At 35.6% G+C, this 19,353-nt stretch carries 17 protein-coding genes; 16 read left to right on the forward strand and 1 reads right to left on the reverse strand.

Annotation, left to right across the window (positions count from 1 at the left end):
• Nucleotides 1-173 precede the first annotated feature (173 nt).
• From BFG57_RS13940 to BFG57_RS13970, 7 genes are all read left to right on the forward strand, one after another.
• On the forward strand, nt 174-884 hold the full coding sequence (locus BFG57_RS13940; RefSeq protein ID WP_069718103.1) for a DUF2953 domain-containing protein: 711 nt from the start codon (nt 174-176) through the stop codon (nt 882-884).
• Nucleotides 820-1,281, forward strand: a complete 462-nt coding sequence (gene ytfJ / locus BFG57_RS13945) for a GerW family sporulation protein (protein ID WP_069718104.1) — start codon at nt 820-822, stop codon at nt 1,279-1,281. The genes BFG57_RS13940 and ytfJ overlap by 65 nt, the downstream gene beginning before the upstream one ends.
• 293 nt (nt 1,282-1,574) lie before the next feature.
• A complete protein-coding gene (gene tpx / locus BFG57_RS13950; protein WP_069718105.1) occupies nt 1,575-2,075 on the forward strand; it encodes a thiol peroxidase in 501 nt (166 codons plus the stop codon).
• A 151-nt stretch (nt 2,076-2,226) separates the two neighbouring features.
• Nucleotides 2,227-3,213, forward strand: coding sequence for a class I SAM-dependent methyltransferase (locus BFG57_RS13955; RefSeq protein WP_069718106.1), 987 nt, complete (start codon nt 2,227-2,229; stop codon nt 3,211-3,213).
• A gap of 453 nt (nt 3,214-3,666) precedes the next feature.
• On the forward strand, nt 3,667-4,857 hold the full coding sequence (locus BFG57_RS13960; protein WP_069718107.1) for an acetate kinase: 1,191 nt from the start codon (nt 3,667-3,669) through the stop codon (nt 4,855-4,857).
• Nucleotides 4,858-5,265: 408 nt separating this feature from the next.
• Nucleotides 5,266-5,937 carry a hypothetical protein gene (locus BFG57_RS13965; protein ID WP_069718108.1) on the forward strand — a complete coding sequence of 224 codons (672 nt, stop codon included), beginning with the start codon at nt 5,266-5,268 and terminating at the stop codon, nt 5,935-5,937.
• 173 nt (nt 5,938-6,110) lie between these two features.
• Nucleotides 6,111-6,953, forward strand: a complete 843-nt coding sequence (locus BFG57_RS13970) for an EcsC family protein (RefSeq protein ID WP_069718109.1) — start codon at nt 6,111-6,113, stop codon at nt 6,951-6,953.
• Nucleotides 6,954-7,090: 137 nt separating this feature from the next.
• Here BFG57_RS13970 and BFG57_RS13975 read toward each other — a convergent pair whose 3' ends face one another.
• Complete coding sequence (locus tag BFG57_RS13975; protein ID WP_069718110.1) at nt 7,091-9,232, reverse strand: sigma-54-dependent Fis family transcriptional regulator; 2,142 nt, start codon at nt 9,230-9,232, stop codon at nt 7,091-7,093.
• A gap of 328 nt (nt 9,233-9,560) precedes the next feature.
• On the opposite strand from BFG57_RS13975, the gene BFG57_RS13980 reads away from it, so the two are divergent.
• From BFG57_RS13980 to menE, 9 genes are read left to right on the forward strand one after another with little or no spacing between them, the layout of a single operon-like run.
• Nucleotides 9,561-11,078 (forward strand): acyl-CoA carboxylase subunit beta, encoded by a 1,518-nt coding sequence (locus BFG57_RS13980; RefSeq protein ID WP_069718203.1) that lies wholly within the window; start codon nt 9,561-9,563, stop codon nt 11,076-11,078.
• A 14-nt stretch (nt 11,079-11,092) separates the two neighbouring features.
• Nucleotides 11,093-11,878 (forward strand): enoyl-CoA hydratase/isomerase family protein, encoded by a 786-nt coding sequence (locus BFG57_RS13985; protein ID WP_069718111.1) that lies wholly within the window; start codon nt 11,093-11,095, stop codon nt 11,876-11,878.
• A 36-nt stretch (nt 11,879-11,914) separates the two neighbouring features.
• Nucleotides 11,915-12,130 (forward strand): biotin/lipoyl-containing protein, encoded by a 216-nt coding sequence (locus tag BFG57_RS13990; RefSeq protein ID WP_069718112.1) that lies wholly within the window; start codon nt 11,915-11,917, stop codon nt 12,128-12,130.
• Nucleotides 12,131-13,495 (forward strand): acyclic terpene utilization AtuA family protein, encoded by a 1,365-nt coding sequence (locus tag BFG57_RS13995; RefSeq protein ID WP_069718113.1) that lies wholly within the window; start codon nt 12,131-12,133, stop codon nt 13,493-13,495.
• A gap of 2 nt (nt 13,496-13,497) precedes the next feature.
• On the forward strand, nt 13,498-13,836 hold the full coding sequence (locus tag BFG57_RS14000) for an AtuA-related protein (RefSeq protein ID WP_069718114.1): 339 nt from the start codon (nt 13,498-13,500) through the stop codon (nt 13,834-13,836).
• Between the two features lie 32 nt (nt 13,837-13,868).
• A complete protein-coding gene (locus BFG57_RS14005) occupies nt 13,869-15,017 on the forward strand; it encodes an acyl-CoA dehydrogenase family protein (protein ID WP_069718115.1) in 1,149 nt (382 codons plus the stop codon).
• 17 nt (nt 15,018-15,034) lie between these two features.
• Complete coding sequence (locus BFG57_RS14010) at nt 15,035-16,186, forward strand: acyl-CoA dehydrogenase family protein (protein WP_069718116.1); 1,152 nt, start codon at nt 15,035-15,037, stop codon at nt 16,184-16,186.
• Nucleotides 16,187-16,233: 47 nt separating this feature from the next.
• Complete coding sequence (locus BFG57_RS14015; protein WP_069718117.1) at nt 16,234-17,790, forward strand: AMP-binding protein; 1,557 nt, start codon at nt 16,234-16,236, stop codon at nt 17,788-17,790.
• 26 nt (nt 17,791-17,816) lie between these two features.
• Nucleotides 17,817-19,343 (forward strand): o-succinylbenzoate--CoA ligase, encoded by a 1,527-nt coding sequence (gene menE, locus BFG57_RS14020; protein WP_069718118.1) that lies wholly within the window; start codon nt 17,817-17,819, stop codon nt 19,341-19,343.
• Nucleotides 19,344-19,353 lie beyond the last annotated feature (10 nt).

The raw sequence follows: 19,353 nt of genomic DNA on the forward strand, positions 1-19,353 counted from the left end.
AACAGGGGAAAATTATAGGATGAGTACATTCTGATTTCAAATTCCTACTATGAAGAATATGCTATGTATGCGTACATTTAGTTGAATAATTTCCGGAATAAACCTATCAATATTAGCAGATAGGTTTATTTTTCATTGTTGGGGAAATGATGGATGAAGAAGGGGTGTGCATAATGTGGTGGGCATGGACAGCACTTATAATCTGCATTCTTATAATCATTTTCCTTTGTACAAAGATTACAATTACGTTGTATTTGTTACATGCACAAGACGATGATTTCATAAGGATCACGGTTAAAGCTTTAAAGGTTATTTCCTATACAAACGAAATACCATTAATGAAGGCAGATAATAATTCTCCATCATTAATAATTGAAAAGGAACGAAAGGTAGGAAATGAAGCTGAAACGACTGATGAGACAGAACGAAAAATTACGTTAGAAGATATTAAAATGGAAATAGAGAAAATAAGAGATTTTCTTCAACGGATTACAAATTTACATACAATAATAAAACGGTTCTTTTCACGAGTGTCAATTATTAAGTTTGAATGGAATTCTGCTTTTGGTTCTGGAGATGCAGCAAGTACAGGCTTTTTTTTAGGTGGATTATGGTCGTTAAAAGGGTTCATAGTTGGTTGTTTAGGTGAATTTACAAAACTAGAGGTAAAACCAATATTACAAATTACACCACATTTTCAAGAAAATTTCTCAAGAACCGAATTAACATGTATCATTTCATTTCGTGTGTGGCATGCTATAGGCGCAGCTATTCGTATCATGAAAAATTGGAAAAGTTCGGTTAGAGGAGGAGAGCAACATGTCAGAGCATCCGATTCAAGGTTTAATGACTACGGCAATGGAAAACTTGAAAGAAATGATTGATGTTAATACAATTATTGGTGATCCAGTTGAAACTCCTGATGGTAGTGTCATTTTGAGTGTTTCTAAAGTAGGCTTTGGTTTTGCAGCAGGTGGAAGTGAATTTAAAGGAGAAAGTCATAGTCAGTATAGTTCCGGATCCTCTCACCCATTTGGTGGAGGAAGTGGTGGAGGAGTATCAATTACACCAATTGCTTTCCTTATTGTCTCAAAGTCAGGAGTTAAGATGGTACCTCTAAATGATACTGCGCATTTATATGATAAAATAATTGATCTGGCACCGCAAGTGGTCGAGAAAATCCAAAGTATGCTAAATGGTAACAAAGATAAACAGCAAAATGAACAACAAAAAACAGAGGTTAAGCAACCAAAAGATGATCAAAATGAGCCGCCAATTTAAAATCTTGGCGGTTTTATCATGTGCCTACTAATGTTAACTATTCCAAAATGAAAATTACATTAGCAAGTAGTTGATGTAGTGCTTCTCGTGATTAAAAAAACGTTTTGACTTCAAATCAGAAAATGATTGAAACTGTTTGATATAATAGAGAGAATAGTTGAAATTCTCTCTCGAATTATTTAATATTACTAATGTAATTGTAGTGGAAAATTGATCATGTTAATGTCAATTTATTAGTTAATGAGAATGTGAAAAACAAGGACGTAAGAAATTTTATTTAAGGGGGCAATAAAATGGCAAATGTAACGTTTAAGGAAAACCCAGTAACTCTTCTTGGAAATGAAGTACAAGTAGGTGATCATGCACCTGATTTTAAAGTGCTTGCAAATGATTTATCTGAGGTAACATTAACAGATTCAAAGGATAGTGTTCGTTTAATTAGTGTAATCCCTTCAATTGACACAGGTGTATGTGATGCACAAACAAGAAAATTCAATGAAGCTGCTGACCAGCTTGATAATGTAAAAGTATTAACAATTAGTGTTGACCTTCCATTTGCTCAAAAGCGTTGGTGCGGATCAAACGGGATTGAGAGTGTACAAACACTTTCTGATCACAGAGATCTGTCATTTGGAGAAGCATACGGTGTTGCAATTAAAGAACTTCGTCTTCTAGCTCGTGCTGTATTTGTTATTGATAGTAATGATAAGGTTACATATGTAGAGTACGTTAGTGAAGCAACGAATCATCCTGATTATGATAGTGCTCTTTCAGCAGCAAAAGCAGCTCAATAATGTTTCTAGCTTCGAACCTTGGTGTTTCTACCGAGGTTCTAATTTTTTATCACGAATCAACTGATGCTATGACTCCGATTGTTGTAAGTTTCACTTTAGGTAGTTTTCTGATAAACTCTTCTAAGGAATGAGTGTGCAGGAGGAATTATTAATGGCAGAGTTTCGTAATATGGAGCAATTATTTGAGGTGTTTTCTGAAACCGCAAATACGTTGCAAACAGAATTAGATATTTCATTTTTAGAAGCATTAGCCGAAACTGGTGAGAATATGTTTCAACAGACAATATTACAAGATGTTTCTGAAATTGTTGCAAAGCGATTAGAGAAGCAATACCAGAGTATTAAGCTAGAGAAGTATGAAAAAGAGACCATTCGTAAAGCATTTCAACTTGCTGTGTTAAAGGGGATGAAAGAGGGAACACAACCTAATCATCTAATGACACCAGATGCTGTTTCTTTGTTTATTGGTTATCTTGTGAATAAGTTTACAGAAGAACAAAGCTCAATTTCTATACTCGATCCCGCAGTTGGAACAAGTAATCTTATGACCGCTGTGTTAAATCAATTAAATAAACCAATCTCTGCATCTGGTGTTGAGATCGATGAAACATTGATGAAGATTGCCTATGTAAATGCAAATTTACAACAACAGCCGATCGAATTATTTATGCAAGATGCTTTACAACCTATATTGGTTGATCCAGTAGATGTTGTTGTAAGTGATCTACCTATTGGTTTTTATCCTGATGATGTTGGAGCATCTAGATATGAGTTGAAAGCTTTAGAAGGGCATTCATATGCACATCACCTTTTTATTGAACAAAGCTTGTATTACATGAAAGAAGGTGGTTATGGAATATTTTTAGTTCCTAATACACTATTCGAAAGTGAGCAAGCGCAACAATTGCATGTTTTTCTAAAAAAACATGCTGTCATTTATGGGTTATTACAATTACCACTTACAATGTTTAAAAATGAACATTATGCAAAGAGTATTTTTATCATTCGTAAAAAAGGTGAAGAAGTAAAAATACCTAAACAAGCAATGTTGGCGGAAATGCCAAGTTTTTCAAATCGTATGGCGATGCAAAGTATTATGAAACAAATTGAACAATGGTTCCATGGACAAATAAAGTAAATCTATCTTATAGTGAGAATTTCTGCTTACTAGTGATAATTAGTTTGTATCCAAACTGAGAGTTTGTCTCACAATTTTTATCGGTTCGACACGTAAATAAATCATACAATATTCACACACATATAGGGAAAGTTAATTTAATGAAGTTACTTTTCCTTTTCAAATATGTGTGTTTTTTGTGTGGTATTTATTTAGGAAATTATGGGAATTTACTGTAATTCTGAAAATTATAAATTTAACACGAAAGCGTTATCAAAGTGATTTATGCTTGAAATAGAGTAATTGGAATGGTTAAATAGAGAGGGTGTTATTCATCTGTATTACTATTTTTTAAAAAGATAATAATACAGAGAATTTCATTAAAAATATGTCATTATTAACTTTTATTATTATATATATATCTGTTATATAACTAAGGGTTCTAAACGACTAATACACAAGGAGGGGTATACGATGACGAAGATTTTAGCGATTAACGCTGGTAGTTCATCATTGAAATTCCAATTATTTAATATGCCTAATGAAGATGTTTTAACTAAAGGGCTAGTTGAGCGTATCGGTCTTGAAAATGCAGTTTTTAGTATTGAGGTTGATGGAGAGAAGCAAAAGGATGTAACGGATATTCCTGATCATGCTGTAGCAGTTAAGATGCTTTTAGATAAATTAATTACTAATGGTATTATTAATTCATTTGATGAGATTGACGGTGTGGGTCACCGTGTTGTACATGGTGGAGAGAAATTTGACCGTTCTGTTGTAATCACTGAAGAGGTTGAGCAATCAATTGATGAACTTTCAAGCCTTGCACCACTTCATAATCCTGCAAATTTAGTTGGGATCCGTTCATTTAAAGAGATTTTACCTAATGTGCCACACGTAGCGGTGTTTGATACGGCCTTCCATCAAACAATGCCAGAAAGTTCTTATTTATATAGCTTGCCATATCAATATTATAAAGAGTATGGTATCCGTAAATATGGTTTCCATGGTACGTCGCATAAGTATGTTTCTCAACGAGCAGCAGAACTACTTGGACGACCTTTAGAACATTTGCGTTTACTATCTTGTCACTTAGGAAATGGTGCAAGTATTGCTGCAATTGAAGGTGGAAAGTCCATTGATACTTCTATGGGTTTCACACCACTTGCAGGTGTTACAATGGGAACTCGTTCCGGAAATATTGATCCAGCATTAATTCCATTTATTATGGATAAAACGAACAAAACAGCTTCTGAAGTGTTAAATGTGCTTAATAAAGAAAGTGGTATGTTAGCTGTATCAGGTTTCTCTAGCGATTTACGAGATATTGAATCTCAAGCAGAAGAAGGAAATGATCGTGCCTCATTAGCACTTGAAGTGTTCGGTAATCGAATTCATAAATATATAGGTTCTTATGCAGCTCGTATGAGTGGTGTAGATGCAATTATCTTCACTGCTGGAGTTGGTGAAAATAGTGATGTTGTTCGTGCTCGTGTATTACAAGGTCTTGAGTTCATGGGTGTGTATTGGGATCCTTCTCTAAATGAAGGATTACGTGGTAAAGAAGCATTTATCAGTTATCCACATTCGCCAGTTAAGGTTATTGTAATACCAACGAATGAAGAAGTTATGATTGCACGTGATACTGTAGAAATGTCTCAATAATAGGATTATGTTTGTTTTCTTCTTAACATCAGTGATGATGTAATAATAGCTAATTTAAAATAACCTTTTTCATGTTATTTCAAAATGACATAGAAAAAGGTTATTTTTTTATGGTATTTGGAATGGATAGTATACTCAGTTACAAAGACAACATTATATATTCGTCCGATGTTAATAGTTCTTTCTTTTTTCTTAAGGAATTCTTCATAATTATTAGCTGAGAATATTAAGAAACGAACATTATAATAAATTGAAAGGTGATGAAAGTACACAATTAAGGTGAATTAACATTAAAGGAGAGCTACAAACATTTGAGAAAATAAGGGTATATCTCTAATAAACAACTAAAAAAAGAATAACAGAAGATTATTCAAACCAACCTATAACATATGACAAGGAGTACTAACTATGAAAAAACTCATCATAACGACTGCACTAGTTTCAATAATCGCAATAGGTAGTACCGCTGGTTTCGTTTCAGCAAATGATAAAGACACCTCCAGTCAATTAAGCAATAAAGCAATTCAAATTTCTAAAGAGTCTTCACTTACTATGAATGATAATGACAGCTTAAGAAACTCATCAAATGATGTTAAAGTAATAAAATTTGATGATAAAGGTGGGATTTTTGATTCAGAAGGCAATGAAGTAAGTAAGGATGATTATTTCCGTTTACTTGGAATACGTGGTTTTAGTATTAAAGCTTATGGAGGCGTAACGGAAGAAGAACTTCGTGAAAGAACTTTAACCGCCTTTAACGTAGACGCAGATGGAAATACTGAACAAGAAATACAAAAAGAAATAGAAGAAGGCAGGGCATTGATTGGTCTATATCGTGAAGCAAATAAATTAGGAATCGATTTCGATGACAATACAGCAGAGCAAATATTGTCAGAAATAATGGAGCTACGTAAAAAAGGAACATTTGAAATCGATGATCCCTACTATACTGTCGAAGATTACAAAGATACACTAAAATTAGCAGAAGAAAAAGGGATTGAAACGAATGGGAAGTCGTTGAGACAAATTGAAAATGAATTAGTGGAACGTAAAGATGTACCTATTCTTAAAGTTTTATAATATATGATGCTTAAGAGTTTCCATTGTTAAATAAAAAATATAAATAAATAAAACCACTGAGCTATTAACTACGCACAGTGGTTTTCGCGGTCTATAACTTCATTTTTAATTTGGAAAGTAAGGGGAAAAAAGATAAAATATAGATAAAGAGCCTAAGCTGGAGGTGTTAATAGGTGCAGTGGACGAAAACAGAGCAGCAAGTGTTGGAAGAATTATCAGTGTGGGAAGAGCAATTATCGCAATATGAATCGACAGATTTTGAACGGACATATGACAAATGGATAATGACAGCGTTTAATAATATTGATGAATCAATTAAAAATCGTCTTTTTGAAAAACTAGACTCATGGTTATTCCATATGCATGCCATAATTCGAAATACACAATTTCAAATTGAAGAGCGTAACCACCTCATAACAGAAGCAAGACTTTTCAATGAAGATATAAAGGTAATAGATGATTTAAAGGAGTTATCTTTACCGCAAATTATTTATCTTGCTGAACAGAGAATTGCTAAACAACGCCTTCTATCATTTGCACAGGGGGGAATCACTGGTAGTGGAGGTATTCTTACGCTTGGAGCTGATCTCCCTTTAATGGCAATGTTGAATCTACGTTCAGTTCAAACAATTGCAATGTCGTATGGATATGAAGTAAGTAATCCATTTGAAATGATGATGTCATTTAAAGTGTTTCATATGGCTGCGCTACCAAAACGACTTCGAGGAGCAGGTTGGGAGAAGTTGAAAGATGAATTAGAGCAGTTTGATGATGAACATTATTTCTATACTGGGGATGAAAGGTTAACTGACGAAACATGGTTCGATCAACCACTTAGACAGCTTTTTAAGGCATTACTTATTCTTACTTTACGTAAGAAATTAATCCAAGGTATTCCATTATTAGGAATAGGGGTTGGAGCAGGCATGAATTATCAGCTATCTAGGCAAGTGACAGATTTTGCTCAGCGTTTTTATCAATTACGTTATTTAAAGGAGAAAGAAAACCGAAAATAAGAAATATGATAGACGGAAAAGGGCTGTTAGAATTCCTTCGTTAATGAAGGGTTACTAACAGCCCTTATTAGTGATCGTTCTTACAATAATTAGCTATCAATTATAAATGGAGGTGGTATAATGTTTTATCTATGCTTTCATGAAGTTGTAAAGTTTGACGTTTCTGTAATCTTGTATTTGTTTATTTTTTTATACAGTGTGGCACGGCTTATTCCTAATAATTTGGCTGCCTTCGTACGATTGCCTTGTGATTTTGTAAGTGCATCAATAATTGTATTTTTATCTGTTGAATCGAGAAGCTTTTTACGGTTAAGTATATTTGCAGTTTCTTCGTTATCGGTGGAAGGCTGAATTGAAAGTTTATTATCGTTCTCAAAGTTTAGTGTGTTATTTATCACATCTAGTGGTAGATGTTGTGGTTCAATCCAAGTAGAATTGCAGTAGTGGATCGCACGCTCCATTAAGTTTTCTAACTGTCGAATGTTTCCCTCCCAATTCAACTTATTCAAAATTTTTAGTGTGTTCGGTGTTAATCCGATGATATTTTTGTTAGTCCGTTCGTTAATTTTCTTAATGAAATGATGACAAAGGATAGGGATATCATCTTTTCGTTTTGATAATGGTGGGAGGTGTATATGGATGACATGTAAACGATAATAGAGATCCTCTCGGAATGTTTTTTCAGCGACAAGTTTTTTTAAATTTTTATTTGTAGCAGCGAGAACACGTACATCTACTTTGCTCGTTTTTGTATCACCGACTCGTTCAAATTCTCCTTCTTGCAGTACATTTAATAGCTTTGCTTGAAGAGCCATTGGCATATCTCCGATTTCATCAAGAAACAACGTTCCATTATTGGCTAATTCAAATTTACCAGGTTTGCCCCCTCTTTTAGCCCCCGTAAATGCCCCATCAACATACCCGAAAAACTCGGACTCTAATAATTCGTGGGGAATAGCCGCGCAGTTTACTTTGATGAAAGCACCATTTCTTTCAGAAGCGTTATGAATATCTTCAGCTAAAACACCTTTTCCAGTACCACTTTCACCAGTGATTAAAATAGATAGAGAAGATTTAGATGCAATATAAGCCTCTTCTTTAATATGTTCCATTTGTGGTGATACCGTTAATGTTTTGAAAAGCGGTTGGTTATTATTTGTTAATCTACGAATTTCTCCTTGTACAAATGTAATTTCATTTTCAAGCTGTTCCATATGATGAAATAAATCTTTCCAAACATCTAGTTGCTTGAAAATAATTTTAATAATCATACCAAGTTTATTATCGTCTCGGTGAATAGGTCGTTGTGTATAGATGCATGGTTGATTGTTTATCTGGAGAAGCTTTCCTTCAATTTCTCCATCATGTTGTTGGGATATTTCAGGGGCAATCAATTCAAGTGATTGACCAAAGATTTTTTCTGGTTGTTTGTAATCAAACAATTGAGCAAATCCTTGATTGGCTCTAGTAATTGTTCCTTCATTATCAACAATAACAACTCCATCATATGCAAGCTCAAGGGCACTGTCTAACAATTGCTCTAATTGTTTCGTTGATTCCAATTCACTTGAAATTTTTTCAAATGATGTAATATCACGTAATACCACCATAGCACCAGAGATGATGTCAAATTCTTTGAGTGGGATAAAAGAGGCGATGAGAGTGAAGCTACCAATTGAGATTTCTTGTAATTCAATAATTTCTCCAGTAGTGATTGAATGATTCAGCCCTTGATATAAAGAAGGATAGATGTTAGCGATATGTTTATTAATGAATTTTTCTGTGTTTAGTTCAAATAATTCAAATGCTGCATGATTATATGCAGTGATGTGAAACTGCTCATCAACTGAAATGACAGCATCTTGAAGGTTTTCGATGAGTGTGCGTAATCGACTTTCAACATTTTTACTACCAGTATTGAAACTCCTTATTACATCAGTTTTAGTCATCACTCCGTATACATCGTTGTTTTCTTCTAATACGACTGCATTACTAACGTTTGTCTCAGTTAAAATATCTTTTGCCTTATATAAGTTGTCTGTTACGCGAAGTGTAATGACATCTTTTTTCATGATTTGTTCAATTTCAAAATCAAGAGAGCAGTTATTTAATAATGCGCGATAGATTGAGTATTTCGTTACGATTCCTAACAGTTTTTTCTTTTTTGTTACACAACCAATATCTTGCTTGTGATCAATAAATGTTTTAAGAACGCTCCGAATCGTAGCATGTGGTGAAAGATTAATGTAATTGGTCGTAGTGAATTGCCGAACATTCATGATCATTCACTCCTCTCCCTTTTTAGTTCAATCTACAATAAAGTTGTATCGAAAAGTAGACAGTTGTTTTGAAATGTATGCAATTGTCTACTTTTTATCACTATTTTAAGGATCATCTTGATATATGACTTTAACTATAAATTAGGGAAAAGGCTTTGGTAATTGCTAAAAAATTGTTTTTTTAGTGTGCCAGTCATATTGGCACAGTTATTGCAATAAAAGTGAGTGTAGACATGGCTATCATACGGAATGACAGTACAGCTATACTGTTGTGTAATCATGATTAATGAATGAACGAGTGTAAGGAGGAGATGTGTTGAGAGATGATATGAATTTCTACTTAGAAGAAAAAGAAAGAATTGTGAAAGGAGGAAAGGGAAAATATCATCAACATAATCAAAGCAAAGGTAAGATGTTCGTTCGTAAACGTTTAGAGAAGTTATTTGATTCAGGTTCAATTGTTGAAGATGGGTTATTCAGTAATTCGGAAGATCATGAATTACCAGCAGATGCTTGTATTACTGGAATGGGAGAGATTAATGGAAGAGTTGTCTGCTTTCTTGCGGCTGATTCAACAGTTAAGGCTGGTTCGTGGGGACCGAAATCAGTAGAGAAAAATATACGAATACAAGAGAAGGCAATTGAATTACAAGTTCCGATCTTATATTTAATTGATTCGGCGGGTGCACGTATAACTGAACAGCTTCAAGTATTCCCAGGAAAGCGACAAGGTGGAAAGATTTTTTTCAATGAAGTTCAAATGTCGGGAACAGTTCCGCAAATTTGTATTCTTTTTGGTCCTTCTCCTGCTGGTTCAGCGTATGTACCTGCTTTTTCTGACTTAGTCATTATGGTTGATAAGAATGCATCAGCTTATCTTGGTTCACCGAGAATGGTTGAGATGGCCATAGGTGAGAAAACAACGATGGACGAAATGGGTGGAGCGATGATGCACTGTATGAAAAGTGGCCTAGGAGATGTACTCGTTCAATCAGAGGAAGAAGCCATTGAAGCTTGTCAAAAATACCTTGAATATATGCCTCAAAATTGGTCAGAAAAACCTTTGGGAATGGAAAATCGAGAACCTGTTGTTGGAAGAAACATAGAAGAAATAATTCCACAAAACGAAAACAAACCATTTGATATGTACGAACTTATTGACCAAGTGATTGATGAAGATAGTTGGTTTGAATATAAAAAATTATTTGCGCCTGAATTAATCACTGGTTTTTGCAGAATAGAAGGTAAGGTAACAGGTATTATTGCCAATCAACCAAAGGTTAAAGGTGGTACATTGTTTATTGATTCGCCAGATAAAGCGGCAAGATTTATTAAAATTTGTAGTGCTTATAGTATACCTCTTTTGTTTTTATCAGATGTACCTGGATATATGATTGGAACAAAGGTAGAACAGGGTGGGATTATTCGTCATGGGGCGAAGATGATCTCTGCATTATCAGAAGCAACAGTACCGAAAATATGTGTCATTGTGAGGAAGTGCTATGGAGCAGGTTTATATGCAATGGCAGGTCCTGCATTTGGAACAGACGCAGTATTGTCTCTGCCTAGTGGTTCGATTGCAGTAATGGGTCCACAAGCTGCTGTAAATGCTGTGTATTTTAATAAAATTCAGGAATTACCTGAACATGAAAGACAGGAATTTATAAATAAAAAGCGGACTGAATATGCAAAAAATATTAACATTCATAAGCTTGCGTCAGAATTAATTATTGATGACATCATCGGTTTTGATGAGCTTAGGACAGACGTTATTCGTCGTTTTAAATTATATTCTACTAAACAAGTGAAGACACTAGCAAAACGCAATGCGATCCCTCCAGTTTAGAAAGGAATGAATGGATGAACTATACAACGATTTTATATGAAGTGCATGAGCATATTGCGAAGATCACTTTGAATTTACCGGAAATAAGAAATCCACTTACCGAAGAGTTGTTGACTGAGTTAGTTCATGCAATTCAAACAGCAGATAAGGATGAGCATATTCATGTCATGATTATTACGGGTACAGGTGAAGCCTTCTCAGCGGGAGGTAATTTAAATGAATTTCAAAATAATTTTGAAAAGACGGTCCCTCAGTTATATTTTGATGGGAAAAGTAGCAATGAGCTTTTTAAGCTTGGAGCAACAGTACAAACTCCAATGATTGCTGCAGTTAATGGTGCAGCGTTAGGAGGGGGAACAGGCTTAGCTGCAATGTGTCATATTGCAATTGCAACAAAATCAGCAAAACTTGGTTTGACAGAGTTAAGGCTTGGAATCGTACCATTCGTCATTTTACCATGGGTTCGTCGAGCCGTCGGTGAACGCAGGATGATGGAGCTAATGTTAAAAGCAGAAATTTTATCTGCAGATAAAGCAGCTGAATACGAGCTTATACATCAAGTGGTTGAAGATGAGAAGTTTGAAGAAGAGGTTTGGCAGACGGCTAAACTCATTGCTTCACATAGTCCATTAGCAGTAAAACTGGCACTAGATTCATACTTTCAAACAGAACAAATGGATTTTATGAAATCATTTGATTATTTATCGACGTTAAGAGCGGTTTCATTTAAGAGCAATGACTTAAAAGAAGGTGCAACAGCATTTCTAGAAAAACGAAAACCTCTCTGGTCAGGAACTTAGAAGATTTCAATTATTAATTGAAAGGTGTAGATAACGATGAAAGTGACAGCACCGATGAGCGGTAATGTTTGGAAGGTATTAGTGGAAGAAGGACATCATATTCAAGCTGGTGATGTTGTTGTCATTCTTGAATCGATGAAAATGGAAATACCAATTGAGTCAACAACAAGCGGAGTTGTTAAAACTGTGCATGTAACAGAAAGTAGTTTCATTCAAGAGAATGACCTTGTTATTGAGGTAGGAGGTATTTAATTGAAATCTGTACGAATTGGTGCAGCACAAGGTTTTTACGGTGATCATATTGATTCAGCAGTTGCAACAGCGAAGTTAGGGAATGTTGATTATCTATGTTTTGATTGTTTAGCAGAGCTAACGATGGCGATATTAACGAAAGATCAACAAAAAGATTCAAAACTCGGTTATACAAGAGACATTACTTCTTCTATGACAGCACTTTTACCGTATGTTAAAGAGAAAGGAATCAAATTGTTAACAAATGCAGGTGGGATTAATCCAATTGGTGCTCAGCAAGAAGTTTTGCGTGTAGCTCAGCAACTAGGGATTCATAATTTGAAAGTAGCAGTTGTTACAGGTGATAATCTCTTTGATACTTTTGATCGATGGGTTGAAAGAGGAGTTTCTTTTGACCATTGGGAAACAGGAGAATCTATTTCAAAGGTTAAAGAAAGGTTATTATTTGCTAATGCGTACATTGGGGCACAACCAATCGTACGTGCGTTACGAGAAGGTGCTGATATTGTTATTACAGGAAGAACGACAGATACTGCTCAATTTCTAGCACCATTAATCTATGAATTTCAATGGGGTGAAAACGAGTGGGATAAACTAGCAAGCGGTGTATTTATGGGGCATCTCATGGAATGTTCTGCTCAATCGATTGGAGGAAATTTTAGTGGTAATTGGGATGAGATAGAGCATATGGACAGGATGAGTTATCCAATCTCTCAAGTCTATGAAGATGGTGGATTTATCATTACTAAGTTAGATGAACTAGGTGGTCTCGTCAATCTTGATACGATTAGAGAGCAAATGTTGTATGAGATTCATGATCCTAATGCATACGTAACACCTGATGTCATTGTCGATTTAACAAAAGTTCAATTAGAACAGATAGACGTGAATAAGGTGAAGATATCTGGGACGAAAGGTAAGCCAAAACCAGAACAATTAAAGGTCGTTATGGGATATGAAGATGGTTATGTCGGTCAAGCAATTACAGGTTATTCATGGCCTGATGCGATGAATAAAGCGAAAAAAGCTGAAGAAATAATTCGTCTTCAAATCAAAAAGAAAGGGCTTGCATACAAGGAGATTCAAACGGATTTTATCGGTTATGATGCTTTACATGGGCCATTGGCACACAGGGCTGATCATCATGTGAATGAAATTTTTCTTAGAATGGCAGTTCGCACAACAACCAAAAAAGAAGCAATGACTTTCCCAAGGTTGTTTCCTCCACTAGCATTAAATGGACCTCCTAGTATGGGGGCATTTATCGGTAATATCCCTCCACGACAATTAATAGGGATGTGGGCATCTTTTATACCTCGTGAGTTAGTAGAGGAACAAATTAGTATTCATATACAGGAGGTGTAATGATGACTGTTGTTCAGTTGAAGGATGTTGCATTGGCTCGTTCTGGTGACAAAGGTAATACCGTTAATATTGGATTAATAGCAAAAGATGAACGTTGGTATCAATTATTTAAAGAACAAGTGACAAGTGAGAAAGTGAAGAATCATTTTAAGGGATTGGTAGAAGGCGAGGTTACACGTTACGAGTTACCGAATGTGCATGCGTTCAACTTTGTTTGTACGAATGCCCTTGGTGGTGGCGGGTCAAATTCGTTACGTTTAGATAATTTAGGGAAGTGTTTTGGTGCCAACTTATTACGACTTGAAATTAAAGTTCCTCATTCGATGTTTGTTGAGGAGTAATTGGAAGTGGTTTAGGAAAGGAGTGACTAGTAATGGAGTATGTCCCGTATTTTACTGAAGAGCATGAGCAGTTAAGGAAAACAATTCGTAAGTTTGTGCGGAAAGAAGTAACACCTTTTATAGATGAGTGGGAAGAAGCAGGTGAATTTCCACGATCAATTATGAAACGAATGGGAGATTTAGGATTTCTAAGCTTACGTTATCCTGAGGAAGTAGGCGGTCAAGGGTGGGACTATTTTGCAAGCCTTATTTTTGCAGAAGAACTTTCAAAATGCGGAGCAGGTGGTTTCCCAATGGCTGTTGCAGTTCAAACAGATATGGCAACTCCTCCAATTAATGAATTTGGTACAGCAGCTCAGAAAGAGAAATTTTTAAAACCCGCACTTAAAGGTGAAAAAATTGCAGCTATCGGTATTTCTGAGCCAAATCATGGTTCAGATGTTGCGTCAATTGAAACGCATGCGTACAGGGATGGAGATGAGTGGGTTATTAACGGATCGAAGACCTATATTACAAATGGTCCGAGAGCTGATTTCGTGACGCTCGTAGTTCGAACATCAAAAGACCCAGGTTATAAAGGGATTAGTTTGTTTTTAGTAGAGACGGATCGAACTGGATTCTCAATTAGTAAAAAGCTAGATAAAGTAGGTATGCGGTCATCTGACACTGCTGAATTAATTTTTGAAGATGTCCGTGTTCCACATGAAAATTTGTTAGGTGTTGAAGGAAGTGGATTTGCCCAAATTATGTGGGAATTACAAGGGGAGAGAATGATTAGCGCGGCGGGTGCGGTCGGAATGGCGGAATTTGCTTATGAGAAAGCACTCGAATATGCAAAGGTTAGAAAGCAGTTTAATCAGCCACTTATTCATAACCAAGTGATTTCACATATGTTAGTACAAATGAAGACAGAGGTAGAAGTTTGCCGAGAGCTAACGTACGCGACTGCGTATCGATTTTCAAATGGGGAAGTACCAAGCAAAGAAATTTCGATTGCGAAAATTTCAACGGCACAAATGTCTCATTGGGTAGCAGATCGAGCTCTTCAAATCTTTGGTGGAAGCGGATACATGATGGAGAATCCTGTTCAACGCATTTGGAGAGATACTCGATTATATCGAATTGGTGCGGGAACAGATGAAATTATGAAGGAAATCATCTCTAAGCAAATGGATATATAGTAAAGGAGGTTAGCTGGATGGGTCACTGGATATTTTCTGAAGAACATGAGATCTTTCGCGCAACGATTCGAAAACTTGTTAATAAAGAGATAAGACCGCATATCAATCAGTGGGAAAGAGATGGTAAGATTCCTAGACAGCTCTTTGAAAGAATGGCTGAACTCGGTTATTTAGGAATAAAAGTACCCGAGCAATATGGTGGATTAGGATTAGATGTGGTAACCGAAGCAGTATTAATAGAAGAGCTTGCTAAATGTGGAGCAGCAGGGGTTGGAGCTGCGATTGGAGCGCATATTGGAATTGCGATGACACCTATTTTGACTTTCGGGAGTGAAGAACAAAAGAGAAAATATATCACTTCATCTATTAAGGGAGAGTCGATTGCAGCATTAGGTATAACAGAGCCGAATGCGGGTAGCGATGTGGCAAATTTACAAACGAATGCAGTAAAAAAAGATGATCAATATATTTTAAATGGTTCGAAGACTTTTATTACAAATGGTATTTCTGCAGACTATGTAATCGTTGCAGCAAAAACGAGAGAAGCTCCACCACATAAAAACATTAGTTTATTCATTGTAGATACTGATTCGGAAGGTTTTAGTTCAGGTGGAAAATTGAACAAGCTAGGTTGGCGGAGCTCTGATACTGGTGAACTTTTTCTAGAAAATGTGTTAGTACCAACAGAAAATTTAATCGGTCAAGAACATAAAGGTTTTTATTATATCATGAAAAACTTCCAATGGGAGCGAATCATGTTATCGTTGTCATCCGTTGCACTTGCAGAAATAACACTAGAAGCCGCGAAAAAGTATAGTAAAGAACGAATTCAATTTGGTAAACCTTTATCAGATTTTCAAGTGTTGCGTCACAAAATGGTAGATATGCAAATTGATATAGAGAAAGCTAGAAATATGACGTATCGAGCACTTTACTTATACAGTCAAGGGAAGGATGTAACGACAGAAGCAACGATCGCGAAAGCTTATGCAGGAGAGATGGTAAGTCGTGTATGTGATCAAGCGTTACAAATTCATGGTGGTGCAGGTTATATGATGGAATATGATGTTCAACGATATTGGAGGGATGCCCGCATACAATCGATTGGTGGTGGAACGACTCAAATTATGAATGAAATTCTTGTGAAAAGGTTTGGTATAGCTGATTAATAGGTGAACAAGTTACCTTTTGAAATTGACAATAAAGGAGGAGTTTAATGATTATTAATGAGATGAATCGAGTAGCAATTGGTGATATTATAAGGCGAACAACTGCTAGGTTTCCAGAAAAAGTTGCAATAAAGGATCGAGATATTCAGCTAACGTACAAACAATTAAACGATTTATGTAATCAGTATGCGAATCATTTATTAAATAATGGTTATAAGAAAGGTGATTGTATTGCTACAATTGCAGGAAATTCATATGAACATATTATTGCAATCTATGGAATAGCAAAAGCAGGTCTAACGTGGGTGCCAATTAATCCGATGATATCGATTGAAGAAAAAAAGTATATTTTGAATGAAGTGAAAGCATCAACAATACTCGATGATCCTTTGTTTTTAAATAAAGATTCTGAACATTTGCAGCAACATTCATTATTCTATTTTGATAATAATTCCTCTATTTCACAACAATCATTTTTGTCTGCCTTCGTTAATGAATCTTCTAATGAACCAAGAGTTGATATTCAAGATCGTGATACAGCACAAATAATGTTTACAAGTGGCACAACTGGTAACCCAAAAGGGGTCATGATTAGCCACCTAAGTGTCTATATGTCAAGCCTTACTAATATTATTGAAATAAACTTATCTCCTCAAGACAAACCTACTATTATGATGCCGATTTTTCATTGTGCACAGCATACTTTCCTTACATCCTTTTTAAATATTGGGGCTACAAACGTTGTTATTAATGGGTTTGACCCAGAATCGCTTATGGCATTAATTGAAAAAGAGCGTATTAATTTTATGTTTGCTCTCCCAATGATGTACAAAGCTTTATTGTATCATCCTAAACGAGCGGAATATAACCTATCTTCCTTAAAGACATGTGTATATGCTATGGCACCGATTGACCGTGAATCATTAGAGAAAGCAATACAAGAATTCGATGCTGATTTTCATCTTGGTACAGGTCAAACGGAGATGTATCCAGCGACAATGATCTTTAAGTCCGAAGAGCAGTTACGACGGTTTGGTTCTTATTGGGGAACAAGTAGCTTAATTAATGATACGGCAATTATGGATGATGAAGGCAATTTTCTTACTAATAATCAAGTTGGAGAAATTGTGCATCGCGGTCCTAATGTCATGAACGGTTACTTGAACAATAAAGAAGCAACTGAACAAACGAGACGATCAGGGTGGCATCATACTGGTGATCTTGGTTACTGGGACGAAGATGGGCAAATGGTTTTTGTCGACCGTAAAAAAGATGTAATTAAAACTGGTGGAGAAAATGTTGCTTCGATAAAGGTAGAACAGACGATTCTTAATCATCACAAGGTTGAAAACGTTGTTGTCGTAGGGCTTCCACATGAAAAATGGAATGAAGCAGTAACAGCCTTTATTATTCCCAAAAAGGATGCTGAGTTGACTAAAGAAGAGATTATCATTTTCTGTAAACGAAATCTCGGTAGTTTTCAAGTACCAAAGGATGTTCTATTCGTTGATGAATTACCGATGACTTCAACTGGAAAGATTCAAAAGCACAAGGTAAGGAGCATGCACACAGCACATTACAAACAAGTTAACAAGATGGGCTAATGTTAAAAAATAGGAGGAGAGTATAAATGGATAAAGGAATCGGTTCGTGGATCGTTTATCATAGTCAGCAGCGTCCAGAAAAAATAGCACTTAAATATAAGGATAAACAATTTACTTATCAACAATTCAATTCAAGAGTGAACAAGTTAGCAAATAGCTTAATGGAGTTAGGGATAAGACATGGTGATCGAGTGAATGTCCTACTTTTTAATTCTAATGAGTTAATGGAAACATTATTTGCTTGTGCGAAGATTGGAGCAATATTTGTACCAGTAAATTATCGTTTAAGTGCTGAAGAAGTTGAATATATTTTGAAAGACTCTAGCTGTCAATGCTTCATCTATGATAACCGCTTGAGCAATGTAGTTGAAGTTGCTGTGAAAAATGTGACAACAATCAATCATGTTATTCAAGTCGGTGATACACGAACACAAGATTATATAGTTTATGAAAGTTTAATTGAGGAGAATTCTGATCAAGAGCCTCAATTTGAACTTGAAGAAGATGATGTTCATATGATGATGTACACTTCAGGAACAACAGGCAAGCCGAAAGGTGTCATGTTAACTCATGGTAATACACAATGGAATGCGGTTAATGCCATTCAATATTTATCCCTTAGTCACCGTGATGTGTCATTAACAGTTGCTCCATTATTTCATATCGGTGGAATGAATATTTTTGCAACTCCGATTTTATACAAAGGCGGTACTGTGATTCTTCAGGATGTATTCCAGCCTGATGAAGTGTTAAGGGAGATTGAAAAACATTCAGTGACGACATTATTCCTCGTTCCGGCAATGTGGATGGCACTTATGCATTCGCCAGCTCTTAATAAAACAGATCTATCATCTTTACGCATAAATATAGCGGGTGGTTCCCCGTGTCCGTTAATTGTTATTGAGTTTTTCCAAAAATTAAATGTTCCCTTTTATGAAGGCTTTGGTTTGACTGAAACTGCACCTTTCGTGTGTTTGTTAGATGAGGAAGATGTAAAGAGGAAAAATGGATCGGTTGGTAAAACACCGATGCATACGCAAGTACGTATTGTAAATCAACATGATGAAGATGTAAGTGATGGTGAAGTAGGAGAACTGCTAGTAAAAGGTCCTAACGTATTTAAAGGTTATTGGAACAAACCGTCTGAAACGAAAAAAGTACTTAAAGATGGATGGTTCTATACAGGAGATTTAGCCATGATGGATGATGAAGGTTTTATTTATATTGTAGACCGTAAGAAGGATATGATTATAAGTGGTGGTGAAAACATTTACCCTGCGGAAATTGAACAAGTGTTATATAAACATCCTAATGTAAAGGATGTTGCAGTAGTTGGATTAGTAGATGGAAAATGGGGAGAAATCCCGAAGGCATATGTAGTTTTGCACGATTCTGAACGTCTTATAACAATAGATGAGGTACAAAAACATTGTGAAGGTAAGCTAGCAAAATATAAAATACCTAATCATCTTGAATTTCTAGATATATTACCTCGAAATGCAACAGGGAAAATATTGAAAACGAAACTAAGGAACATACCGGTTAGAAAATAGACTATTTATT

This window comes from Bacillus solimangrovi (genome assembly GCF_001742425.1).
GTDB lineage: Bacteria > Bacillota > Bacilli > Bacillales > Bacillaceae_N > Bacillus_AV > Bacillus_AV solimangrovi.